Annotated in this window: 26 protein-coding genes; 9 read left to right on the top strand and 17 right to left on the bottom strand. The window is 69.7% G+C overall.

Annotated features, from left to right (window positions below):
• Positions 1-119: 119 nt before the first annotated feature.
• A complete protein-coding gene (locus ACUP6Y_RS11720; protein ID WP_462550877.1) occupies positions 120-1,706 on the bottom strand; it encodes a hypothetical protein in 1,587 nt (528 codons plus the stop codon).
• 392 nt (positions 1,707-2,098) lie between these two features.
• Between ACUP6Y_RS11720 and ACUP6Y_RS11715 the strand changes: the two genes are divergently transcribed.
• Both ACUP6Y_RS11715 and ACUP6Y_RS11710 read left to right on the top strand, forming a co-directional pair.
• Positions 2,099-2,308, top strand: coding sequence for a hypothetical protein (locus tag ACUP6Y_RS11715; RefSeq protein WP_462550875.1), 210 nt, complete (start codon positions 2,099-2,101; stop codon positions 2,306-2,308).
• A gap of 3 nt (positions 2,309-2,311) precedes the next feature.
• On the top strand, positions 2,312-2,608 hold the full coding sequence (locus tag ACUP6Y_RS11710; protein ID WP_462550874.1) for a hypothetical protein: 297 nt from the start codon (positions 2,312-2,314) through the stop codon (positions 2,606-2,608).
• A gap of 397 nt (positions 2,609-3,005) precedes the next feature.
• On the opposite strand, the gene ACUP6Y_RS11705 is transcribed toward ACUP6Y_RS11710, so the two are convergent.
• The 11 genes from ACUP6Y_RS11705 to ACUP6Y_RS11655 form a co-directional block, all read right to left on the bottom strand.
• Positions 3,006-4,028: a hypothetical protein gene (locus ACUP6Y_RS11705; RefSeq protein WP_462550873.1), complete on the bottom strand. Its 1,023-nt coding sequence runs from the start codon at positions 4,026-4,028 to the stop codon at positions 3,006-3,008.
• Between the two features lie 553 nt (positions 4,029-4,581).
• Positions 4,582-4,776 carry a hypothetical protein gene (locus ACUP6Y_RS11700; protein WP_462550872.1) on the bottom strand — a complete coding sequence of 65 codons (195 nt, stop codon included), beginning with the start codon at positions 4,774-4,776 and terminating at the stop codon, positions 4,582-4,584.
• A complete protein-coding gene (locus tag ACUP6Y_RS11695) occupies positions 4,773-5,051 on the bottom strand; it encodes a hypothetical protein (protein ID WP_462550871.1) in 279 nt (92 codons plus the stop codon). Before ACUP6Y_RS11695 ends, ACUP6Y_RS11700 begins: the two co-directional genes overlap by 4 nt.
• Positions 5,048-6,820 (bottom strand): hypothetical protein, encoded by a 1,773-nt coding sequence (locus ACUP6Y_RS11690; protein WP_462556579.1) that lies wholly within the window; start codon positions 6,818-6,820, stop codon positions 5,048-5,050. Before ACUP6Y_RS11690 ends, ACUP6Y_RS11695 begins: the two co-directional genes overlap by 4 nt.
• A gap of 247 nt (positions 6,821-7,067) precedes the next feature.
• Positions 7,068-7,193: a hypothetical protein gene (locus tag ACUP6Y_RS11685; RefSeq protein WP_462556578.1), complete on the bottom strand. Its 126-nt coding sequence runs from the start codon at positions 7,191-7,193 to the stop codon at positions 7,068-7,070.
• A 609-nt stretch (positions 7,194-7,802) separates the two neighbouring features.
• Positions 7,803-8,066: a hypothetical protein gene (locus ACUP6Y_RS11680; protein WP_462556577.1), complete on the bottom strand. Its 264-nt coding sequence runs from the start codon at positions 8,064-8,066 to the stop codon at positions 7,803-7,805.
• Positions 8,067-8,424: 358 nt separating this feature from the next.
• Entirely contained in the window at positions 8,425-8,760 is a 336-nt protein-coding gene (locus tag ACUP6Y_RS11675) for a hypothetical protein (protein ID WP_462556576.1), read from the bottom strand.
• A gap of 506 nt (positions 8,761-9,266) precedes the next feature.
• Positions 9,267-9,539 carry a type II toxin-antitoxin system RelE family toxin gene (locus ACUP6Y_RS11670; protein ID WP_462556574.1) on the bottom strand — a complete coding sequence of 91 codons (273 nt, stop codon included), beginning with the start codon at positions 9,537-9,539 and terminating at the stop codon, positions 9,267-9,269.
• Positions 9,536-9,820 carry a type II toxin-antitoxin system Phd/YefM family antitoxin gene (locus ACUP6Y_RS11665; protein ID WP_462556572.1) on the bottom strand — a complete coding sequence of 95 codons (285 nt, stop codon included), beginning with the start codon at positions 9,818-9,820 and terminating at the stop codon, positions 9,536-9,538. Before ACUP6Y_RS11665 ends, ACUP6Y_RS11670 begins: the two co-directional genes overlap by 4 nt.
• Before the next feature lie 127 nt (positions 9,821-9,947).
• Positions 9,948-10,529, bottom strand: coding sequence for a DinB family protein (locus ACUP6Y_RS11660; protein WP_462556569.1), 582 nt, complete (start codon positions 10,527-10,529; stop codon positions 9,948-9,950).
• A gap of 25 nt (positions 10,530-10,554) precedes the next feature.
• Positions 10,555-11,103 (bottom strand): sugar O-acetyltransferase, encoded by a 549-nt coding sequence (locus tag ACUP6Y_RS11655; RefSeq protein WP_462556566.1) that lies wholly within the window; start codon positions 11,101-11,103, stop codon positions 10,555-10,557.
• Positions 11,104-11,191: 88 nt separating this feature from the next.
• On the opposite strand from ACUP6Y_RS11655, the gene ACUP6Y_RS11650 reads away from it, so the two are divergent.
• Positions 11,192-11,737 carry an RNA polymerase sigma factor gene (locus tag ACUP6Y_RS11650; protein WP_462556563.1) on the top strand — a complete coding sequence of 182 codons (546 nt, stop codon included), beginning with the start codon at positions 11,192-11,194 and terminating at the stop codon, positions 11,735-11,737.
• On the top strand, positions 11,734-12,480 hold the full coding sequence (locus ACUP6Y_RS11645) for a hypothetical protein (protein ID WP_462556561.1): 747 nt from the start codon (positions 11,734-11,736) through the stop codon (positions 12,478-12,480). Before ACUP6Y_RS11650 ends, ACUP6Y_RS11645 begins: the two co-directional genes overlap by 4 nt.
• A 20-nt stretch (positions 12,481-12,500) precedes the next feature.
• On the opposite strand, the gene ACUP6Y_RS11640 is transcribed toward ACUP6Y_RS11645, so the two are convergent.
• Positions 12,501-13,247 carry an SDR family oxidoreductase gene (locus tag ACUP6Y_RS11640; RefSeq protein WP_462556558.1) on the bottom strand — a complete coding sequence of 249 codons (747 nt, stop codon included), beginning with the start codon at positions 13,245-13,247 and terminating at the stop codon, positions 12,501-12,503.
• A 105-nt stretch (positions 13,248-13,352) separates the two neighbouring features.
• Entirely contained in the window at positions 13,353-13,814 is a 462-nt protein-coding gene (locus ACUP6Y_RS11635; protein ID WP_462556555.1) for a VOC family protein, read from the bottom strand.
• A gap of 150 nt (positions 13,815-13,964) precedes the next feature.
• On the opposite strand from ACUP6Y_RS11635, the gene helR reads away from it, so the two are divergent.
• Positions 13,965-16,085: an RNA polymerase recycling motor ATPase HelR gene (gene helR / locus ACUP6Y_RS11630; RefSeq protein WP_462556552.1), complete on the top strand. Its 2,121-nt coding sequence runs from the start codon at positions 13,965-13,967 to the stop codon at positions 16,083-16,085.
• 12 nt (positions 16,086-16,097) lie between these two features.
• Here the strand turns inward: helR and ACUP6Y_RS11625 are convergent, their stop codons facing one another.
• Both ACUP6Y_RS11625 and ACUP6Y_RS11620 read right to left on the bottom strand, forming a co-directional pair.
• Positions 16,098-16,508 carry a VOC family protein gene (locus tag ACUP6Y_RS11625; RefSeq protein WP_462556549.1) on the bottom strand — a complete coding sequence of 137 codons (411 nt, stop codon included), beginning with the start codon at positions 16,506-16,508 and terminating at the stop codon, positions 16,098-16,100.
• Between the two features lie 5 nt (positions 16,509-16,513).
• Positions 16,514-17,011, bottom strand: coding sequence for a helix-turn-helix transcriptional regulator (locus ACUP6Y_RS11620; protein ID WP_462556546.1), 498 nt, complete (start codon positions 17,009-17,011; stop codon positions 16,514-16,516).
• A gap of 54 nt (positions 17,012-17,065) precedes the next feature.
• Here ACUP6Y_RS11620 and ACUP6Y_RS11615 point away from each other — a divergent pair, with 54 nt between their 5' ends.
• The 3 genes from ACUP6Y_RS11615 to ACUP6Y_RS11605 are packed head-to-tail and all read left to right on the top strand — an operon-like array spanning position 17,066 to position 18,501.
• Complete coding sequence (locus tag ACUP6Y_RS11615; RefSeq protein ID WP_462556544.1) at positions 17,066-17,884, top strand: alpha/beta fold hydrolase; 819 nt, start codon at positions 17,066-17,068, stop codon at positions 17,882-17,884.
• An 11-nt stretch (positions 17,885-17,895) separates the two neighbouring features.
• Entirely contained in the window at positions 17,896-18,291 is a 396-nt protein-coding gene (locus ACUP6Y_RS11610; RefSeq protein WP_462556542.1) for a hypothetical protein, read from the top strand.
• A 54-nt stretch (positions 18,292-18,345) separates the two neighbouring features.
• Complete coding sequence (locus ACUP6Y_RS11605; protein ID WP_462556539.1) at positions 18,346-18,501, top strand: hypothetical protein; 156 nt, start codon at positions 18,346-18,348, stop codon at positions 18,499-18,501.
• Between the two features lie 34 nt (positions 18,502-18,535).
• Here the strand turns inward: ACUP6Y_RS11605 and ACUP6Y_RS11600 are convergent, their stop codons facing one another.
• A complete protein-coding gene (locus ACUP6Y_RS11600; RefSeq protein ID WP_462556536.1) occupies positions 18,536-19,552 on the bottom strand; it encodes a zinc-dependent alcohol dehydrogenase family protein in 1,017 nt (338 codons plus the stop codon).
• 64 nt (positions 19,553-19,616) lie between these two features.
• Here ACUP6Y_RS11600 and ACUP6Y_RS11595 point away from each other — a divergent pair, with 64 nt between their 5' ends.
• The gene (locus ACUP6Y_RS11595; RefSeq protein ID WP_462556534.1) at positions 19,617-21,158 is read left to right on the top strand and encodes a UDP-N-acetylglucosamine 1-carboxyvinyltransferase; all 1,542 of its coding nucleotides are present in this window, start codon (positions 19,617-19,619) and stop codon (positions 21,156-21,158) included.

Raw genomic sequence — 21,158 nt, 5'->3', positions numbered from 1 at the left:
GGCCGAGGTCGAGGCGATCCTCTCGTCGGTCGCGCCGCAGACGGCGTCCGCGGTCCGGGCATCGCCTCGGTTGTGGGTGACGTTATGTCAGTTTGCCGTGATCTCGCCGGCCGACGAGATCACCGAACGCGTTCTTGCCGGGATCGTTTCGTGGGCGGATCGCTCAGGATGGCGCTGACAGAACTGAGCGGCAGCACCGATCGCCGCGTCGACCACGTCGACGGTGTTCGGAGGTCAGGTGTGCTGCGAGCCGGCGAACGGGCGCGGGGGCCACAGGTGAAGCGCCAGAAAGCGGGTCTCGTTCTTCTGCACAATGTCATAATGTCACTTATCGGCAGTTCGCACCCTAGGTCCACAGGTTCCCCGCCGAGGGCGTGATTGTCAACGACCGACTCGTCTGATTCCTCGGCACCAAGGCCGAGCAGCGCCCTCAGTCCGTGGGACCACGTCAGTTGACGGCGACCAGCCGAGGCGTGCTCCCACTCGCGCCAGCGCAGCAGGTTGCGCGTGGACGTCTCGACCTCGTCTTCAGTGAGCAGCTGGCCGGTGCGCTTGTCCACCCAGGTCTCACCGTCAGGTAGCACGGTCACGTTCGCTTCATGCGAGACGATCCCGGCGAGGATCTGGAACGGCGTCATGCCGCCCTTGCCAGCCGTCTTCGCGTGCGAGCCGGTGACCTCAAACGCTGCCGCGCGCATCGCCGTCACGTTCGGCTGGTACCCAGTCTTCGTCATGTAGTCCGCGATGTACGCCGCCGACTCGACCGGGCGAACGTCGATCGAGACCGCGTTGCCCTCAGCGTCGTGCTCGACCGCCGAGCGACCCCGTGCCTCCAGTGCCGCCGACCACTCCGAGAACAGGTCGCCACGGAGTCGTTCCCGGTCCGCGTCGGTGGTCTTCCCGTGGTGGAACACCAGCACGTGCAGGTGCGGGTGCCAGCCGTTGCGACCGTGCTTGACCTCCGCCAGCCTGACATAACCCACGATCGAGTGATGCGCGGCGAACCCGGCCGCGTCCGCAGTGCGCGGCCCGTGGACCGGCTGCGAGCAGATGCCGCCGCAGTCATCCATCGTGACGCCCATCGCCCGGTGATTGTGCAGACCATCGGTCATCACCTTCGCCGCCCGAGCACCGAGCCGCTTGACCGGCGACCCGTGCCACGACCGGCCACCCGTCACATCAGCCCACGCGCCCGACAGGTCATCCCACAACGCCGCGAGGCCGTGGACCATGCACTCCCGGAACAGGACGCGCCCGCGCTTGGAGACCTCCCGGAACTCGCAGCCGGTCCCCCGGCCACAGGTCCGATGACGCAGCGTCAAGGTCACGAACGAGATCGAGTTCCCGGCCTCCAGCCACGCACTACCGGCAGCGTCGATATCGGCCTGACGGTCAGCGTTGACGATCTCCGAGCAGACAGGGCAGGCCCACACCGATCCGCAGGTCTGGATACCGGCGATCGCGGCCCGCGCACCAGGCTGACCGGGCGTGCCCTTGACTCGGACCTCGATCCCGTCGCCGGTACCTACCCGGCGGCAGGTCGCGAGACGAGTGACCTCAGAGACGCGCCAGATGGTCCGCAAGGCCGCGTAACGGGCACCGCGCCGGGTCACGTACTTCTCATCAGAGAGAGCCTGCGCGGCCCGCTCCTCGATCCGCTCGACCTGGCGCGCCGTCATGGGCACGTCGAGGGCCGGGGAAGTCACGGGCACCACCCAACCGGACCCGGCAAGCCGAGTGTGGGACCGACACGCCTATCGACCCTGCGGGCCGATCCGGCACCAGCCCCATAGACCTGAACCGCCGTAGGCCACCCGCCTTCCGCTATCACGGCCCACTCACGATCAAGGGCGCTTCGCGTCCCTCCGGCCCACTGACCCGCGTAGGGACCAGCGCCAGCACAACCGGCTGTCGGACGCCTCGACCTTGCTCGCCCGGTCTCTGCCGATGCCTCCGGGAATTCTCCCTTGATCGCGAGCCTCCACGGGCCGTGATCGCTGCGCCTCGCGGCAGGCCACCCGCTCCGCAAGCTCCGCGGATGGTCAGCCGCCCCGGCCAACCGGACCAGGGCACCGATCACAGCACCAGGAGAAACACCATGAAGATCCCCACCGACGCCCGCACCGCCGCCGCACTGAAGACCATCCGCGACACCGCCGCATGGCTCGACACAGTCGGCAACACCGACGCCAAGGACGCAATCAAGGCCCTCGACCGGCTCAGCGAGTACGACGACCTCGCCGTGCTCGCCGTCATCATCGCCCGCCTGGGAGACGCCGAGCGCACCATCTACGGACAGGAGGCGTGAACGATGATCGACTCCCAGCCCATCGTGTTCACCGCCCCCCGTATCTGCCGATGCGAGACCTGCGCGGCCCTGCCGAACGACGGCGTGCGTGCGTTCGCCCAGACCGTCCGCGCGTTGCATGCCGCACGAGGATGCGACCTCGAGGACTGCGAGACCTGCGACGACATCGCCGCCCACGTCGAGCACGCCGGGATCGTCGGCGGGAGACGCGAGGGCGTCGAGTCGACCGACGTACTCGCCTCGCGACTCCACAAGATCCGCGCCCAGGTCAACAACGCCGAAGCCGTCAGGGACCTGTGATGACAAGCGCGCCCATCGCGCTCCTCGTGACACTAGCCGTCGCATACCTGGCCCTCATCCTCACGTGCGCTGTCGTCATCGCCCTGTCACTGGAAGTCGGTCGCCGTCTCCAGCGACACGACCGCCAGGAGGACCAGTAATGGCCGGCGCACGACGACGAACCCGCGAGGACGGAGCCCCGTACGAAACCCCGGTCGCGGCGATCGACCCCGGACTGTGCGCCTACTGCGGAGCCCAACTCGTACAACACGCCAAAGGCCGACCGCCGCGCTACTGCGGCCCATCCTGCCGATCCGGCGCCCACCGCCGATCGACACCGACGAAACGCACCAAGAGCAGCATGAACAAGGGACAGACCCAGTGACCAACCCACCCGCGTGACCCGTCCGCCGACCGCTCAGCCGTCAACATTCGTTGACGCGGTCGCGAGCACGTCGAGACCAGCCCGGTGCTTTGCCCCACCACCCGCGTGACCATCGAGACCGGGACCGGGCAGGGACGCGGCACCCCGCTCCGCGGGGACCCCACCGCTCCCCCTGCCCGACCCGGCACCCCGAGCCTCACCACGATGATCCGGGCACGAGCACGACGGAGCCCGACGACGACCACCACACCGATAGCAAGTCCCGCCCTCAGTCACCGTGCCGATCGTCGACACCGCATCGAACGTGTCGTACGCATCGAACACACCCGAGGACGGACCCCAATGCCAGTCCCCCAGCATCGTGTCGAGTTGATCCCGCTTCCCAGCGGTGAAGTCTTCGAACACCGTGGCATCGAACGTCCGCCACCGATAGAGCCTCCGCTGCCGCCACATCCGGTCCGAATCACCCGACCTCTTCGGCAGATGCCCGGTGCAGTACGTCACCGCCTGCGAGCACTCACGAATGATCTTGTCCGCCCGCGCCCACGCCGGCGACGACCACCGCAACACCATGTCGCGACGCCGCAGCTGCACAAGCATGTTCGCCACCGGCGCGGGCATCGACATCGACTCACGCGACGACCCCACACCCGTGACCTCGTCCATCAGGACATCCATCCCGCGACCGTCGAGGACCTGTCCCCAGTCGGTCAGCGGCACGTACAACGGGTGCGCCGCACCGTGGACCCGGTAGCCCACCAACCGCCGCCGCTCGTCCAACGTCGTTGCGCGGACCCAGTCAGCGACCGTCATCCCCTCAGGACACGGCACCGGCTCGTACACCGGGATCTCATGCCCAGACTCGTCACAGCCCTCGCACTCCCGAGGCCGCTCGAAATCCAGCAGACGCACAGTCGCCAGCACCGGACGACCAGCGAGCAACGACGGCAACGTGTCCCAGACCATCGCCGCCGACTTGCCCGACCCATTCGGCCCGACATACCCCATGATCGGCCACCCACGACGAATCGCCCGCTTCCGCTCGTTAGCGAACATCAGCGCTCCTTCCAACCCGGGCACAACTGCTCACGGTGCACCTCGACGGCGCGCGCGTCGTGCGGCTGCCACCCGTAGTCCGGGTGAGGCTCCTGACACCAGCCGCAGGCCGGGCACACGTACGTCAGGTCCATCACTCGTCTCCCTTCCCCGAGCAGCACCAGGCCCCGCAGGGAGGACACCGGACATGCCCGCGCTCGATCACGCACAGGTACTCCCGCCCATGGGTCGGACACTCCCAGGCACACCCTGGCCCCGGATCCCGCCTCACAATGCTTCGTGCTTCCGCTTCGCGACCCGCCGAGAAGGCGGTTCGACATGGAACGTAGGCCGCTCCCCGTTGAGGCCAGCCAGGGTTGCCTTGCGGCGCGACCGAGCGACGAAGAGCCCCACGACGAGGCCGACGACCACGAGCACCGCTACCACGCCGACACCTGCCGAATCGCGTCGTCACAGCCCCGCTCGTACGCCCGCCTCACGGCCTTCCGCGTCGCGAACCAGTCACAGAGCCCCGTGACCAGCCACCCGCCGATCAGACCCACCGTCAGCATGCTCACCGCTTCACACCCCTCATCTCGTAATCGACCTCGTTCAAACGCATCTGCGCGTCATGCGCCCACGTCGCGAACCGCTCCATCCGCGCCCACCGGGTCGCCGCCAGCCACAGCCCCCACCAGCACCCCGCGATGAACGTCACGCCCAGCACAGCGAGGCCGACCATCCACTCCGCCACCCAGTCCGGCGTCACGTCGTACCCCCGCCGCCGAGGAAGTAGGAGACGACCCACCGGATCCCGCCGATCACCACGGCGACCGCCCAGGCCGCAGCGACAGCAGCCGCGATCGTCAGCAGCAGCCCGACAGGCAGCCACGTGTCGAGCGCCCACACGTACCCCATGAGCCCGTCGACCTGACCGAGCGCGGTCACGAACCAGCCCGGCACCGCAGGCACCAGCGTCGTGAACAGACTGATCACGAGCTCGATCACCCCGAGCACCACCGCGAAGATCGCGTCCAAGATCATCCGCCGTCACCACCCCGACCAGCGCCCGGCGCCCCGACCCGGATACCCAGGGCAGCGAGCACCATCCGCGCGATCGCCATACCCCCGGTGATGCCGATACCTACCGACGCGACCATCCGCACGATCCCAGCAGCATCAGCAGCCTTGCCCGAGCACGCCGCGAAGGGCCGAATCTCCTCGACATTCGGCACACCAAGCGCCGTCAGATCCACCGCCGGACCCTCACAACCCCCAGGAGACCCAGACAACCCGAACGCGCCCTCAAACGCCCCAGTCCAATCCCCCACCGGACCATCCGTCAGCGCATCCTTGATCCCCTCAATACGCGCCGACAACAAGTCACCGTTCGGCACGAACAGCGTTTGAAGGAGGTTGAGAAGGCCCGATAGCAGAGCCCCCACAAGACCGGCGATGCCGTCGAGCAGGTCACCCAACATCCCAAGGAGACGCTTGCCGAGCCAAACGATCGCACAGATCACTTGACCGCCCCACGTGGACGGGTCAGTGATCGAAAACTCACAGGACTCGCTCTCCGGGTCCGGCACCGACGACGGCGGGCCAGGGAGCGGATCCTGCTCAACGCAGACCGAAGCCTCCGGAGGACAAGACCCGGGCGGACCCACATGCACAACAGGCGGGTCAACTTCCTCGCCAGGCGGCCCGGGAACAGGACTAATCGGGTCCGCCGAAGGACTACCGGAGGTGACAACCTTGGCACCCCAGTACCAGTGACAGGCCGCGCCGCTCGTATAACCGGCCCGGTACGTCGTATTCGAATCCAACGTGCCGAGAACGGGCACCTGATAATCAGCAAGCCCCCCGTTGACATCGCCGAACGCGATACCGAACCCGACGACCTGGCCAGGCGGACCCACCGGAGTGGTGTGATTGTTCGTGCCCTTCGATCCGAACTGGAACGTCATCGGGCTCGACAACATGCCACCGGTCGCAAACTTGGACTGCTGTAACCGGACTAGAGAGCCCTCCAACGAACTCGTATACGCGTTGACAGTCTGCGTGGGATACGTGGTACCCCAGCCGATGAAACCCGACGCCGCGGGCCTGACCAACAGATAGAACCGAACGTCGCCACTCGACGGACTGCCGACTCCCGGCCCATCCCACGTCACCGTCACGTCATAGTGGCCCCAGTCCTGCCACGTGGAACCCGGATACGGCTGCTCCACCCACGGCCCGACCGCGACATCAGCGGGACGCCCAACAGGACAACCGCCCGGCGCCTCGACAGGCGGATCGATCGTCGGTGGAGCACCCAGCTCGAAACCAACGCAGTTGCGCTCGCTCTCGTTACTCCACCCATCCGCAATTCCACCGCCTGAGAGCCGTACGAAGCACGCCTGCGTCACGGGTCCGCAGTTCTCACCAACGAACACCGGACCGAAAGCACCAGCACGCTCATCAGCCTCATCGATATTCTTTGAACCCACAATGACGGTTCGCCCAGCGCAATCAGGCTGCCCCGGTATCGGCTCAGGATCGACGTCAATATCAATGTGCAGATCACCCTGCGCATACCCGGTCCGACACGAATAACTTCCGCGGATAAAGTTCCCGCCGGTCTCGTCCGTTGACCAATACGCGACTAGGTCGCACTCCCAGCCCGTGACATTGAATCTGGACCACTTCTCGAAATGCGCTTGCCCAACTGTAGGGCCAACGACAACACCGCCTTCGGCAGATGCCCTCCCGACCGGACCGGCAAGGACCAAAGTCCCGGCGAGCACGACAACCAGCAGCCGAAGCAGCACCCGACCGCTAACGTGCTCAACCATGAGATCCCCAACTACGCATGCGGTCCTCTCCGTTCTCGTCATCGCCGCGTTTGCCCTCGTATTGCCGGGGCCTCTCGGAGTGATCGCCGCAGCAATGACAGCGTTTGCGTGGGGCAAGTCGCGCCCGTGTTCTGACTGCCGAATCGCAGCCGAGACAGCGACCGGGCCGGTACATCCCCCCGAGAAGGACGCACCGGCCCGCCACTGACCCGCTACGCGTCGGTCAGCCGATGAAGCCCTTGACGACCTTCCAGCCCTTGCGGACCGCGAAGATCACGGCACCGATGCCGAGACCCACACCCGCGATGGTGAGCAGGTCGTCACCGAGGCCGTCAACGGCATCGCTCACGATGCTCGTCGGAGTCGGAGCACTCATGCGTCATTCACCCCCTTCCCTTGATCAAGGCACCCAGCAGCCCGACAGAGAGCCCCCCGACGAGGCATTCGAGGATCAGTTCCACTGATTCCACGTCATCCCCTCGCCAGATGGAGCAGCAGCTGCCACGCCCGCACAATCACGAGCGCCTGGACCAAGAGCAGCCATACGTTCTCAATCACCCGAGGACCCCCAGGTGGTCACCAGCAGCGCCCCGAGAAGCGCCACAGTGAGCCCGCCAGCCAGAAGCGCCCACGCTTCGGTACCTGGCGGAAGATCAACACGACACGCCGGAAGATCGCCGCTCCCGCACGTCGCCTCACCCTGCTCAACAACCGTCTCCGTGACGGTCACCGTCGCCGTCTCCGTAGGCCCCGGCACGCACACGTGCGGCTCCTCGCCGGGCGGCTCATCGCCCGAAGTACCACAGTGATCCGACGACAGTCGTGACGGCACCGACGACCCATGCGCGCCGGTAGCCGACCAAGCGGAGGACGGCACCAGCAGCACGAGCAAGGCGCAGAAGGTCAGGCACGCGGCACCCCGCAGCACCGACCACAGCACCCGCACGACGACACCCGACTACTTGCCAGCAGGCGCAGCCAACGCAGCCTCGACAGCAGGAAGGCGGACGCGCCCCCGGAACTTGCCCGAGCGGAACTCGCAGTCGATCGCCACCCGCTCACCGCGAGCCGGAACCTCCCCGAAATAGTCCTCCAGACGAACCGAGACCGTCTCCAGACCGTCGAGCACCAGCAGTTCCCGGACCGACCAGCCCTTGCCGTCATCGAACGTCCCCGACCGAGAGCGCTCCCCCAGCACATCACCCGTGATCACCACACCCATGGCCGATCACCACCCTTCCGAATTACGCCGATGTAGTTCACCGGCTGACAGAACCCTCGCGGCCCCGAATTCCAGAAGTCAATAATTCGTTGAAAATCGACAACCCCAGTTGTCGCAACCACGGACTTTCGTTGAATTGCGCTCGCTATCCAACGAAATAGGCCGCGCTCGACTTTCGTTGAGGTCGACTTCAACGAAATGCCTCGGCGCCGACTTTCGTTGACGCGGGCGGCCCACGAGCAGCAATGCGGGAGAACTATTCGCAGGGGACCAAGGCGCGGCTCCACCGCGCTCCCCGGGCGCCCTCTCGGACGCCGAAACGGCCCCGGATCGGTGCTCCGGGGCCGTTCTAGAGGGTTCAGGCTGCCTTGCGGCGTGGCTTGTGTCTGCCCTGCTGTCGTTTCTGTAGCGCGATCCAGCGGTCGAACGGGTCGTCGGGCAGCTGCCGGCCTTGGTAGCGCTTCCTCGCGCCCTGTCTGGAGATGCCGAGAGCGCGTCCAACGGCCCCGAAGTCGTGACCCTCGGTCAGTGCTGCCGTGATGAGGCCCTGCTCTACCAGTTCGAGGAGTTCGCGCACGTGGCGGACCCCCTCCAGATGGGCGATTGGCCGCTCAGGGCCGGTCGCCATGCGGTCGAGGACTCCGGCGAGTCGCCGCGCCAACTGCCTTGCGTGTGATCCATGCTCGGTACTCATGTCCGAGCGCCCATCGGCCTACGTCCGGGACCGCTGTAGCGACAACTCAAGTTGTCGCCCCGTGCGCCGTTTCCCGTCTCGGAAGCGACAACTACGGTTGTCGCGTTTGGCTGCGTTTGCCCGCATTTGAGTGAGGAATCCCTCGATCGCACCTGTTTCCGCCGCTCTCAGCAGTTCCGCTTGCAGCGGTGCGAACATAACGCGGAACTCTGTGTCACTTATCGGCACTCAAGTATCGGGAGTTGCATTACGTGCGAGAACTCCCGCTTCGGGACGATCGCACCGTTCCCGCAGGTCATCAGCGCGCAGATGGCTTCCGAGACGTCGCCCCGGTGTCGGCGTGTTCATGGCGTATCGCAGCAGATTAGCCTCGACGAACGCCGACGCCGCAACACGACCACAGCCGTCACGACCGCACACGTGCTCGCCGGCAACCGGGGGGCAGGTCGCCATCGGCGCGGCCGCTGCGGCCGCGGGCCCGGAACTGCGGCGGCGTGGGCCTTGGATCATCGGTAGGCGGCAGATCTATGCACGACGCCGACGACCGTCACTCGGCGCCGTCCGTCATCGATCCGATAGATCACGCGATAGGTGCCGCGCCGAGCACTGTGGCGATCCTCAAGTGGTGGACGCAGCTGCTTTCCGACTCTGTGAGGGTTGTCGAGCAATGGCCCGACGATGAAGTCATAAGCTGCGAACGCGACTGACTCAGGAAGTCTTTCGGTCAGTTGTCGTCGCGCGGTCGGCGAGATGATGAGCTCGAAGCGCTCCGCCGTCACGCAACATGTCCGCGACGGCGCATGGCGTCAGCCAGGTTCTGCTCGGACTCCCCCTCACCGCGCGCAAGCTCGGCGTCAGAGGCTGCCAACTGTCGTACCGCTGCCTCGTCCGACAGGACTGCGATCGTCTCCTCGAGAGCTTCGAGGTCGTCAGGGGAAAGCAGAACTGCGGACGGGCGCCCATGCACGGTGACGGTGACCCGCTCGTGCTGTCGGTCGACGCGGCCGACCAGTTCGGAGAGATGCGCCTTCGCTTCTGCGATCGACAGCGTTTCATTCATAGTCATAAGTATGACCAGAAATCCGGGAGGTGTTCAAGACCGGCGCTGGAACACGTTCGACCTGAAGGCGCAGACCTACCTGATGGTGGCGAGCAAGGCGTAGTCACCGGCCCAGGGCCCAGCTCGCTCAGGTTCCGGTCCTCCCGTCGACGCCCTCACGAAGCAGGTCTGCGTGTCCGCAGTGCTGGGCGTACTCGGTGATCATCCGGAGCACCAGCCAGCGCAGGTCGACGTCCTCATGCCAGTCCAGCGGGCGCGCGGTGTCGTCGAGCTCATGGGCGGCGACGATCTCGCGGGAGACGGCGCACTCGTCGCGCCAGGTCGCCAGGTCGGCGGCGAAGTCCGCGTCCGTGGGCAGGTCGAAGTCGAGCGACGGATTCTCCTCGGTGAAGAAGAGGTACGGCACCTCGCGGCGCTCGAAGTTCTGCTGGAACCACCAGCGCTCGCACCCGGCCAGGTGGCGGACCAACCCGTGGAGCGACATCGTCGAGGGCGGCATGGACCTCGTCCGCGCCTGCTCTGCGGTCAGCCCGCGGCACTTCATCTCCACGGTCGCCCGGTAGTAGTCCAGGTACGCCGTGAGCGCCTCACGCTCGCCGGCCACGCGCGGGATCCGCGGACGGTCGTCGTCGGCCCAGCGAGGCGCGAAGGCGTCGTCCGCCAGGCCGGACTCCGGATGGGTGGTTGCCTCCGCGGACCTGTCGCTCATGCCCAGCAGCCTGCCACGCCGAGGTCTACTCCCCCAGCACCTTGCGTACGACGACACTGGTCCCGGTGACCACGCACATCGGCGGTACGTCGGCCGCCACCGTGGTGCCGGCGCCGACGACCGAGCCGCGGCCGATGGTGACGCCGGGGGTGATGGTCGCGCCGGCGCCGATCCAGACGTCATCCTCGATGGTGATCGGAGCGTGGGTGAGGAAGTCGAAGCGCTCGGCGGGCGCGACGGGGTGGCCGGCGGTGCTGAGGGTGACGTGGGGGCCGATGAGGACGCGGCTGCCGATGGTGATGCCGCCGAGGTCGAGGAAGTAGCAGCCCTGGTTGATGAACACGCGCTCGCCGAAGGACGCGGCGAGGCCGTGGTCGCAGTAGAACGGCGGCAGGATCGTGAGGTCGGCGGGGAGGTCGGGGCCGAGGATCTGGGTGAGGAGCCGGCGGCGCTCGCCAAGGTCGGTGAACGGCAGGGCGTTGAGGCGGGCGGTGAGGTCCATGACGACGGCAACGCGCTCAGCGAACGCGCGGGACTCGGGGGTTCGGGTGGGGATCCGCTGCTCGTTGCGCACAGTCAGGATGGTGGCATGGCGCGGATCGCGATCATGGCGACGACACGGTCGGGTGTAACACCGGCACCGAGCCGGACACTACGAGGACATGAGTACTTCCGAGGAAGCCGAGTTCAGCGAGGCATGGCGCCGTGACGGCCCGCGCGTCGCCGCCTACGTGCGCCGGCACGTAGCCACCGACGACGTGCAGGACATCGTGGCCGACACTTTCGTGCAGGCCTGGCGGCGCTGGGGAGACGTGCCGGACCCGCCGATCGGGTGGCTGATCGCGACGGCTCGCAAGGTGATCGGCAACAGCCGGCGCTCGGCCCGTCGTCGTACGGCGCTCACCGACCGGCTCGCCCTGCTCGACGGGGCGGCCCGGCCGGAGCGGGACGCGGCGATGCTCGCGACCGAGCGGATGGCCGCGCTCGAGGCGTTGGCAGCCCTGCCGGAGAGCCAGCGCGAGGCGCTGCTGCTCGTGGCTTGGGACGGACTCTCGCCCGACGCCGCCGCCGCTGTTCTCGGCGTCCGGCCCGGGACCTTCCGGGTCCGCGCCCACCGCGCCCGCGCGGCGCTCAGCGCACCCGACCTGCCGGCGGACCCCCGCACCGCCGCCCGCAACCGACCTCTCACCGAAGGTGGACTCCGATGACCACGGACCTCGTCACCGCACTTGCCCCGACTCCCCCGCCGCTCGACCCGGTCTGGGTCGAGGCGACTCTCGCGCGGATCCTCGCCGAGGAGCGCGCCGTCACTGCCCACGACCAGGTACGACGCCGGCGGACCCGGCGGCGGACCGCGATCGGGCTCGGCCTGGCCCTGTCCACCATCGGCACCGCGACGGCCGTGGCGATCGGCGGGCCGACCGAGGTCGTGTCGAGCGTGATCAAGGACTTCGCCCGCCAGCCCAACACCACCGGGAACGGGCTCGGCGAGCTCGACGAGCCGGCACTGGTCGCCCAGTTCGACACCGACCACGGTGTCTTCGCGTTCTGGCTGGCGACCTCGTCGAGCGGGAAGGTCTGTTACGCGATGAGCGACGGCGTCTGGGACGGCATCGGGGCGCCGACGAAGCAGGAGCTCGAGTACGGGTGCGGCGGCGAGATCTGGGCCGGCGACGACGTGCCGCCCCAGGAGCTCACCTCACCCGAGCAGCTGGGCGGCTACTTCACCGACAGTGAGCCGCTCGTCTACGGCGTCTCGCCGTGGCCCACCGCCACCCAGGTCCGCGTCCAGGCGGCCGGGGTCGACCGCACCCTGCCCGTGCGGCCCGACTCCCACGGCTACGGCGCAGCGCTGCCGGAGGCGGTCGGCGTACGCCAGGTGACCCTGACCTTCCGCGACGCCACGGGGCAGATACTCGGAACCAAGGTCAGCGTGGCGCCCGTCGGGTGAGGTCCGGCCGCCGGTCCCGGTCAGCGCCCGCCGGACACGTCGAGCACCGCGCCCGTCGTGTACGACGCCCCGTCGTCGAGCAGCCAGCAGATCGCCGCCGCGGCCTCGGCGGGCGTGCCGGGACGTCCCATCGGCACCGACGGCGCGACCCGCTCCAGGCGCCCCGGCTCGCCGTTGCGGGCGTGGATCTCGGTCTCGACCAGCCCCAGCCGCACGCTGTTGACCCGGATCCCCTGCTCGGCCACCTCGAGCGCCAGGCCGCGGGTGATCGTGTCGACGGCGGCCTTCGAGGCGGCGTAGTCGACGTACTCCCCCGGTGACCCCAGCTCCGCGGCCCGCGACGACACGTTCACGATCGCTCCCCCGGGGCCGGACGGCTGCGCCATCAGCCGCACGGCCTCGCGGGCGCACAGCAGGGTCCCGAGCACGTTGACCGCCAGCACCCGGCGCACCCTCTCGGCGGACAGGTCGGCGACGCGGGAGGTCGGCGCCACGATCCCGGCATTGTTGACCAGTCCCCGCAGCGGACCCGCCTCAGCCGGCAGTGCCCGGAAGACCCGCTCGACGGCGGCCTCGTCGCCGACGTCGAGCCGCGCCGCCTCGGCCCACGCGCCGGCTGCGGCGCAGTCGGCCACGACCGCTTCGGCCGCGGCGCGCTCCGAGCGGTAGGTCAGCAGCACGCTCCAGCCCGACGCGGCCAGCATCCGAGCCGTGGTCGCACCGATCCCCCGGCTGCCGCCCGTCACCACCGCCAGTCGTCGCTCCATGCGCCGACGCTATCGGGTCGCTCGAAGGGCGATCCGGCACGACATCGCTCCGCCGCTTTACCAGATCGGCCGCCGGTCGCGACGGCGGCGATTGGGGAGACACCCCTAGTCGAGGCAGAACTCATTGCCCTCCGGATCCGCCATCACGATGTGTCCGCCGGCCATCGGCGGCGCCGGCTCGTGTCGCTCGAGCCGACGCCCGCCCAGACCGACCAGTCGCTCGCACTCCGCCTCGAGCGCCGCCATCCGCTCCGCTCCCGCCAGCCCCGGCGCCGCTCTGACGTCGAGGTGAACCCGGTTCTTGACGACCTTGTCCTCCGGGACCTGTTGGAAGAAGACCCGGGGGCCGACGCCGGCGGGGTCCTCGATCGCCGACCGGGCGTTGCGCTCTGCGGGTGGGACCCCCACCTGTTCGAGGAAGACGTCCCATGCGGCCAGCGGGTCCTCACCCGCGGCGAGAGGCACGCCCGGTGGCCCGGGGATGACGTAGTCGAGGACCTCGCGCCAGAAGGTCGAGAGCGCCCGCGGGTCGTGGCAGTCGAAGGTGATCTGGAGGTGTCTGCTCATGGTCACGGTTCTACCGGGCGGCTCCGACATCTCCCCTCCCTTATCAACATATAGCGCACAGGGGGGCTTGCGGCAAGGCCCCCGGGAGCGGGCAGAATCCCGGTCTCCGCCGAGCGGAGACAACCCCAAGACCCCATGGGAGCTGAGGATTTGACCGACGCGTTCGACCTGCACGACCACCCCGCCAAGGCCGACCCGGCGCTCGTCGCCGCCGACCGGGCCCACTTCGCCGCCGTCGAGGCCAGCCTCGAGCAGAACGTCGCCGACCTCGAGGACCGTCTGGCCGACGTACGACGCCAGCCGGGCGGCACCGGCCAGGAGGCGATGGACCGCGACCTCGAGGTGCATCGCCTCGGCGCCCGGCTCAGGGCGCTGCGCCGCTACCGGCTCGACCTGTGTCTGGGCCGGATGGTGAGCACCGACGGCGAGACGGTGTACGTCGGCCGGTTCGGGCTGACCGACGCCGACGGCCTCCGGCTGCTGGTGGACTGGCGCTCCCCCGCCGCCGAGCCCTTCTTCGGCGCCACCCATGCCCACCCGATGGGCCTGGCCAGCCGCCGCCGCTACCGATGGACCAAGGGCCGGGTCACCGACTACTGGGACGAGGTGTTCAGCCCCGCCGGCCTGGCCGCGGGTGGCGCCGCGCTCGACGACCAGTCCGCCTTCGTGGCCAGCCTCGGCAGCAGCCGCTCGGAGCGGATGCGCGACGTGCTCGCCACGATCCAGGCCGACCAGGACGCGATCATCCGGGCCGACTCGCGCGGCACCCTCGTCGTCGACGGCGGTCCCGGCACCGGCAAGACCGTGGTCGCCCTGCACCGCGCGGCCTATCTCCTCTACGCCGACCCGCGGCTCGGCCCGGGCCGCGGCGGTGTGCTCTTCGTCGGACCCCACGAGCCCTATCTCGCGTACGTCGCCGACGTGCTGCCCAGCCTCGGCGAGGAGGGCGTGCGCACCTGCACCCTGCGTGACCTCGTCGACGAAGGTCGGACAGCGACCGAGGAGCGCGATCCCGAGGTGGCCCGCCTCAAGGCGGACGCCGCGATGGTGGGAGCGGTCGAGCCCGCCGTCCGGCTCTACGAGGAGCCGCCGAGCGAGGGCATGGTCGTCGAGACCGAGTGGTCGCAGGCATGGCTGAGCCCGAGCGACTGGGCCGAGGCGTTCGGCGCGCCCGACCCGGGCACGCCCCACAACGAGGCACGCGACCAGGTCTGGGAGGCGCTGCTCGACATCCTCGTCGACAAGCACGACGACGTCGATGCGACCGAGGAGCAGCTGCGTCGCTCGTTGCGCCGCAACGACGGGCTGGTCGACGCCGTCACCAGAGCGTGGCCGATGCTGGCGGCGAGCGACCTGGTCGGCGACCTGTGGGAGGTGCCGGCGTACCTGCGGCACTGCGCTCCCTGGCTCTCCCCCGACCAGGTGCGCGCGCTGCGGCGCAACGGCCCCCAGGTCTGGACGACCGCCGACCTGCCGCTCCTCGACGCCGCCCGGGCCCGCCTCGGCGACCCCGACACGGCGCGCGAGAGGAGGCGGAGCGAGGCCACCGCGGCCCGGGAGAGGGCGGAGATGGACCGCGTCGTCGACCACCTGATCGCGACCGACGACTCCGACATGATGATCATGTCGATGCTCCGCGGCGCCGATCTGCGCGGCGCGCTGGCGCCCGACGAGCAGCACGCCCCGGACCGGTACGCCGGCCCCTTCGCCCACGTGATCGTCGACGAGGCCCAGGAGCTCACCGACGCCGAGTGGCAGATGCTCCTGCGCCGCTGCCCGTCACGCAGCCTCACCGTCGTCGGCGACCGCGCTCAGGCCCGACACGGCTTCGCCGAGTCGTGGACCGAGCGGCTCGAGCGCGCCGGACTGCACGACATCGACCTCGCCACGCTCACCATCAACTACCGCACGCCCGCCGAGGTGATGGCGGCCGCGGAGCCGGTGATCAGGCAGGTGCTCCCCGACGCCAACGTGCCGACGTCGGTCCGCAGCACCGGTGTCCCCGTCGAGTGGGTCGGCCGCGCCGAGCTCGACGCGATCCTGGCCGAGTGGGAGCGGAGCCACGCCGAGGGCGTCGCCTGCGTCATCGGCGCCCTGGACTTCTCCGCCACCGCCCGGATCCGCTCGCTGAGCCCCGAGCATGCGAAGGGGCTCGAGTTCGACCTCGTCGTCCTGGTCGAGCCGGACCGCCTCGGCACCGGGATCGAGGGCGCCGTCGACAGGTACGTCGCGATGACCCGCGCCACCCAGCGGCTGGTGATCGTGACCTGAGCCGGCCCGGGCTCAGCCTGCCTGGTTGATGCGGACGTGGTTGCCCGCCGGGTCGCGGAACGCGCAGTCGCGCACGCCGTACGGCTGGTCGATCGGCTCCTGGATCACCTCGGCGCCGGTGGCCTGGATCCGCTCGAAGGTCGCGTCGAGGTCGTCCGTGCGCAGCACGATGGTGGCGTAGGTGCCCTTGGCCATCATCTCGGCGATGACGCGCTTCTCGTCCTCGGTGATGCCGGGGTCGGCGGCGGGCGGGGCGAGCACGAGCGAGGGGCCGGCTGCGCCCTTGGGGGCGACGGTGATCCACCGCATCTCGCCGTAGCCGACGTCGTTGAGGATCTCGAAGCCCAGCACGTCGCGGTAGAAGGCCAGCGACGCCTCGGGGTCGGTCTGCGGGAGGAAGCTGTGCTGAATGCTGATGTCCATGCCGCTCACGCTAACGGCGACTCGAAGCGCGGGGCTTCTCGATTCCTGACCGATGACGCAGGCAGGTCCGGGCTGGTCTGCGCGCCACCGCGCCGCACCGGCCGGGTCACCTTCTTCGTCACGCACGACGGCGGCTCGGCCACGCCCTCCTCGGGCGGCGGCATGTCGTCGCGATAGGCGCTCGGCGGCACGCCCACCAGCTCGGTGAACCGGGTGCTGAACGTGCCGAGGGAGGTGAAGCCCACCGCGAAGCAGACGTCGGTGACGCTGAGGTCGCCGCGGCGCAGCAGCGCCATCGCCCGCTCGATCCGGCGGGTCATCAGGTAGGAGTACGGCGGCTCGCCGTACGCCCGCTTGAACTCCCGGCTCAGGTGTCCGGCCGACAGGTGGACGTCGCGGGCCAGCGCCTCCACGTCGAGCGGACGGGCGTACTCCCGGTCGATCCGGTCCCGCACCCGCCGCAGCAGGGTGAGGGTGCGCAGCCGCTCCGGATCGATCGCCACGGCACCATCTTCGCAAACCGGACGGCGGCCACGGCAGTGAGTAGGGTCGCGTCCATGGCCCGCCGGATCGAGCTGTCCGCACCCGTCGGCGTCCGCTGGGAGCCTGACGACCCTCTCGGAGTGGGAGCCCTGGTGCTCGGCGGCTCCAGTGGCCGGGTCGACGAGCAGCGGGCCCGGGTGCTCGCCGAGCAGGGCGTGCTGGCGGAGTCGATCCGCTGGTTCGGCGGTCCGGGGCAGCACGACGGCCCATGGGAGATCCCGCTGGAGACCTTCGCGGCCCGAGCCGAGGCGCTCGCCGCGGAGTGCGACCGGGTACTGCTCGTCGGCCTCTCCTTCGGCGCCGAGGCCGCCCTCGCGACCGCCTCGCTCACCGGCGCGCCGGTCGACGGGGTGGCGGCGTTCGCGCCGTCCGACGTGGTCTGGGCCGGCGTCACCGACGACGGGCGACAGACCTCCCACTGGACACTGGACGGCACCCCGGTGCCCTTCGTGCGCTTCGTCCCGTGGGAGCCGCCGACCGACCCGCCCGCGTACCGCGACCTCTATGCCCGCTCGCGGGCCGCCGCGCCGGAGGAGGTGGCGGCCGCGACCCTGCCCGTGGAGCGGATCCCCGAGGTGGTCCTGGTGGCGGGCGACGACGACCAGGTCTGGCCCGCGCGGGAGCAGGCCGAGGAGATCGTGCTCCGTCGTGCCCGGCACGGCCGCCCGACCGCGCTCGTCGCGGACGCCGAGGCCGGGCACCGGGCCGTGCTGCCCGGCGAGGAGGTCGTGGTGGCGGGTCAGAGGATGCGGCGCGGCGGCACCGAGCACGCCGACCGCCGGCTCGGCGCGGCCGCCTGGGCGGCGCTCACGGACCTGGTCGGTCGCGCATAGGGTCGGTGCCCATGAGCCAGCCGCCTCCCCCGCCGCCCGGCCACCTCCGCCTGCACCTGCAGGGCAACCGGATGCTGAGCATGATCACGCCGAGCGTGCAGATCAACGGCTGGCCGGTGCCGGCGCGCTACGGCGAGAACGTCTATCCGGTGCCGCCGGGCGTCCACACCGTGTCCGGACACGCCCAGTGGATGTGGACCTACGGGCAGGCGGCCCAGCAGTTCCAGGTCGGGCCGGGCCAGGTCGTCGACGTCTACTACGCCGCGCCCGCGCTGACCTTCCTCAAGGGCGCGATCGGCTTCCGGCGACAGCGCTCCCCCGGGCTGCTGGCTCTCGTGCTGATCCTGGTCGCCGTGCTCGTGCTCGCGGTCGGGCTGCCCGCCGTGCTCATCCTCGCCTCGACGTAGATGTGACCCGCATCACCCTTGGGCTGTGACCTAGGCCATGCGAGGGTGGGCCTCATGAGTCTCCTCGCCATCGTCGTCCTGCTGGCGCTCGTGCTGCTGTTCGTGCTCGCCATCGGCGCCCTGTTCGGTGTCGTCTTCGTCGCCGGCCGAACGGGCCGCCGGGCCCAGGCCGCGGCCGCTCCCGAGCCGCGGGGCCGGTCGGTCGCCTGAGCCGGCACCGGGACCCGGGCCACCTGGCCGCCGCTCAGGGCTGCAGCAGTACCTTGATCGCGCGGCGCTCGTCCATCGCGCGGTAGCCGTCCGGCGACTGCTCGAGCGGCAGGGTCAGGTCGAACACCCGGCCCGGGTCGATCCGGCGCTCGAGCACCATGGGGAGCAGCTCGGGCAGGTAGCGGCGCACCGGCGCCATGCCGCCGCGGAGGCCGACGTTCTTGTCGAAGAGCCGGCGCGCGGACAGCTCGACGCCGTGGGGCGCCCCGACGAAGCCGACGCCGCCACCGGGGCGGGTGACCTCGATCGCGGTGGTCATCGCGTCGTCCGTGCCGACGCACTCCAGCGCCGCGTCGACGCCGACTCCGCCGGTCAGCTCGAGCACCTCGGCCACGGCCTCCTCACCGCGGGCCGCGATGACGTGGGTGGCGCCGAACGAGCGGGCCACCACCTGGCGGGGCTCGTGACGTGACATCGCGATCACCCGCTCGGCGCCCATGACCGAGGCGGCCAGGACACCGCAGAGCCCGACCGCGCCGTCGCCGACCACGACGACCGTGTCGCCGGCCTTCACGCCGGCCGACACGGCGGCGTGCCAGCCGGTCGGCATCACGTCGGACAGGGCGAGCAGCGACGGCACCAGCTCGGCGTCGGGGACGCCGCCGGTGCGGACCAGGCTGCCGTCGGCCTGGTTGACCCGGGTGTACTCGGCCTGGCCGCTCGCCGTGAAGCCGAGGTTCGTGCAGACCGACTGGGCGCCGTTGCGGCAGTGGGCGCAGGTGTTGTCGCAGTGGCAGAACGGGACGACCACGAAGTCGCCGACCCGCACCTCGCGCACCTCGCTGCCGATCTCCTCCACGACGCCGATGCACTCGTGGCCGATCGTGGTGCCGGGCCGGATCGGGTTCTCGCCGCGGTACGGCCACAGGTCGGAGCCGCAGATGCAGCCCGCGCTCACCCGGACGATGGCGTCCGTGGGCTTGCGCACGGTCGGGTCGGGCACCTCGTCGACCCGGATGTCCCGGGCGCCGTGGATGGTCGTGGCACGCATGGGAGGATCCTTCCAGATCGTCGTGGCGTCTTGCGTTATCTCACATGTGAGTTACCGTCGTGGCATGACCTTGGACCCGTCCCACGAGGACTACAAGGGCCGGATCGGCAACCTCATCCGCGACGCCCGCAAGCACCGTGGCCTGACCCAGGCCCAGCTCGCCGAACGCCTCGGCACCAGCCAGAGCGCGATCAACCGGATCGAGAAGGGACACCAGAACCTGTCCCTGGAGATGCTGGCGCGGATCGGGGCCGCCCTCGACTCCGAGATCGTCGCGCTCGGCGCCGGCCCCACCCACCTGCGGGTCAAGGGCCCCACCACGCTCTCGGGCAGCATCGACGTCAAGACCTCCAAGAACGCCGGTGTCGCGCTGCTGTGCGCCTCGCTGCTCAACCGGGGGCGCACCACCCTGCGCAAGGTGGCCCGGATCGAGGAGGTCAACCGGCTGCTGGAGGTGCTCGACAGCATCGGCGTGCAGACCCGGTGGATCAACGCCGACAACGACCTCGAGATCGTCCCGCCCAAGGATCTCGACCTGACCCGGATCGACGAGGAGGCCGCGCGCCGTACTCGCTCGGTCATCATGTTCCTCGGCCCGCTGCTGCACCGCACCGACACCTTCGAGCTGCCGTACGCCGGCGGCTGCAACCTCGGCACCCGCACCGTCGAGCCGCACATGTCGGCGCTGCGGCCCTTCGGCCTGGAGGTGAAGGCGACCGACGGCTGGTACCACGCCCAGCTCAACCGGGCGATCGTCCCCGCCCGCCCGATCGTGCTCACCGAGCGCGGCGACACGGTGACCGAGAACGCCCTCATGGCCGCCGCCCTGCATCCGGGCACGACCGTGATCCGCAACGCCTCGTCCAACTACATGGTCCAGGACCTCTGCTTCTACCTGCAGGCGCTCGGGGTCGAGGTCGAGGGCATCGGCACGACCACGCTCACGGTGACCGGCCGCGAGTCCATCGACGTCGACGTCGACTACTCCCCCAGCGAGGACCCGATCGAGGCCATGTCGCTGCTGGCCGCCGCGATCGTGACCCGCTCGGAGATCACCGTACGGCGCGCGCCGATCGAGTTCCTCGAGATCGAGCTCGCGGTGCTCGAGGGGATGGGCTTCCGCTACGACCTGTCCGAGGAGTACCTCGCCGCCAACGGCCGCACCCGGCTGGTCGACATCACCACGCACCCCTCCGACCTGGTCGCGCCCGGCGACAAGATCCACCCGATGCCGTTCCCCGGCCTCAACATCGACAACCTGCCGTTCTTCGCGGTGATCGCGGCGGTGGCCGAGGGCACGACGTACCTGCACGACTGGGTCTACGACAACCGGGCGATCTACCTCACCGAGCTCAACAAGCTCGGTGGCCGGGTCACCCTGCTCGACCCCCACCGGGTGCAGATCGAAGGTCCGACGTCGTGGACCGGCACCGAGCTGATCTGCCCGCCCGCGCTGCGCCCGGCGGTCGTCGTCCTGCTCGCGATGCTCGCCAGCAAGGGCACCTCGGTGCTGCGCAGCACCTACGTCATCCATCGGGGCTACGAGGACCTGGCCGAGCGGCTCAGCTCGCTCGGCGCCGAGATCGAGACCTTCCGCGACATCTGA

Source organism: Nocardioides sp. S5-5 (assembly GCF_054954065.1).
Note: the sequence above shows the minus strand (reverse complement) of the source record. Positions and strands in the feature narration are given on the sequence as shown.